Here is a 542-nt window from a genome sequence, read left to right as displayed (position 1 = left end):
GCCTGATTTTCAACCATATTCACGACAGTAAAGATGAAACCGTTGCCGGCGATACCTTGGAATATCTTAAAGGCCGTCTGAAAGATGAATTTCCCGAAGCCAAATGGCAGGAGTTGGCCAAAACAGAGGTGGTAAATGGCGTTTGATATACCGCGTGGCACACTTTGTTCATATGCCGAAGCTTCAAGTCTTCTGCCGTCTAAGGCCGGACATTTGCTGACCGTTTCTTCGCTAACCGCTGCGTTGCGCGCTTCCGGTAAGGATTTTTCAGTCAAGCCGGTGTATTTGGGTTTGACGAAGGGTGCAGAAAACGGAGACGAAATCTTTGTGCGCGATGTTTTGCTCAAACTGGACGGCGAAACAGTAATACAAGCCAGAAGCGCGTGCCGACCAGATAGCCGTCTATGGACAGAATTATTGGATTGTGGAACGCAGCCTTTGGGTGAGCGCCTGTTTGACGGTACATTGCCGTTGAAGCGTTCGGATTTTGAGTTTCTTCGTTTTGAAGATTTCGACCATCCATCTTTCAGACGGCCTGTTAC

The 542-nt window shown here is 48.5% G+C and carries 1 protein-coding gene and 1 pseudogene; both read left to right on the top strand.

Annotated features, from left to right (window positions below):
- Positions 1-146: pseudogene (locus tag ACTHUR_RS17435) on the top strand (dethiobiotin synthase); the annotation flags it as partial.
- A partial coding sequence (locus tag ACTHUR_RS17430; RefSeq protein ID WP_440399972.1) for a chorismate--pyruvate lyase family protein occupies positions 136-542 on the top strand: 407 nt, incomplete at its 3' end. The pseudogene ACTHUR_RS17435 and the gene ACTHUR_RS17430, both read left to right, overlap by 11 nt.

This window comes from Neisseria sp. P0021.S007, assembly GCF_051956855.1.
This window is presented reverse-complemented; position numbering and strand designations above follow the sequence as displayed.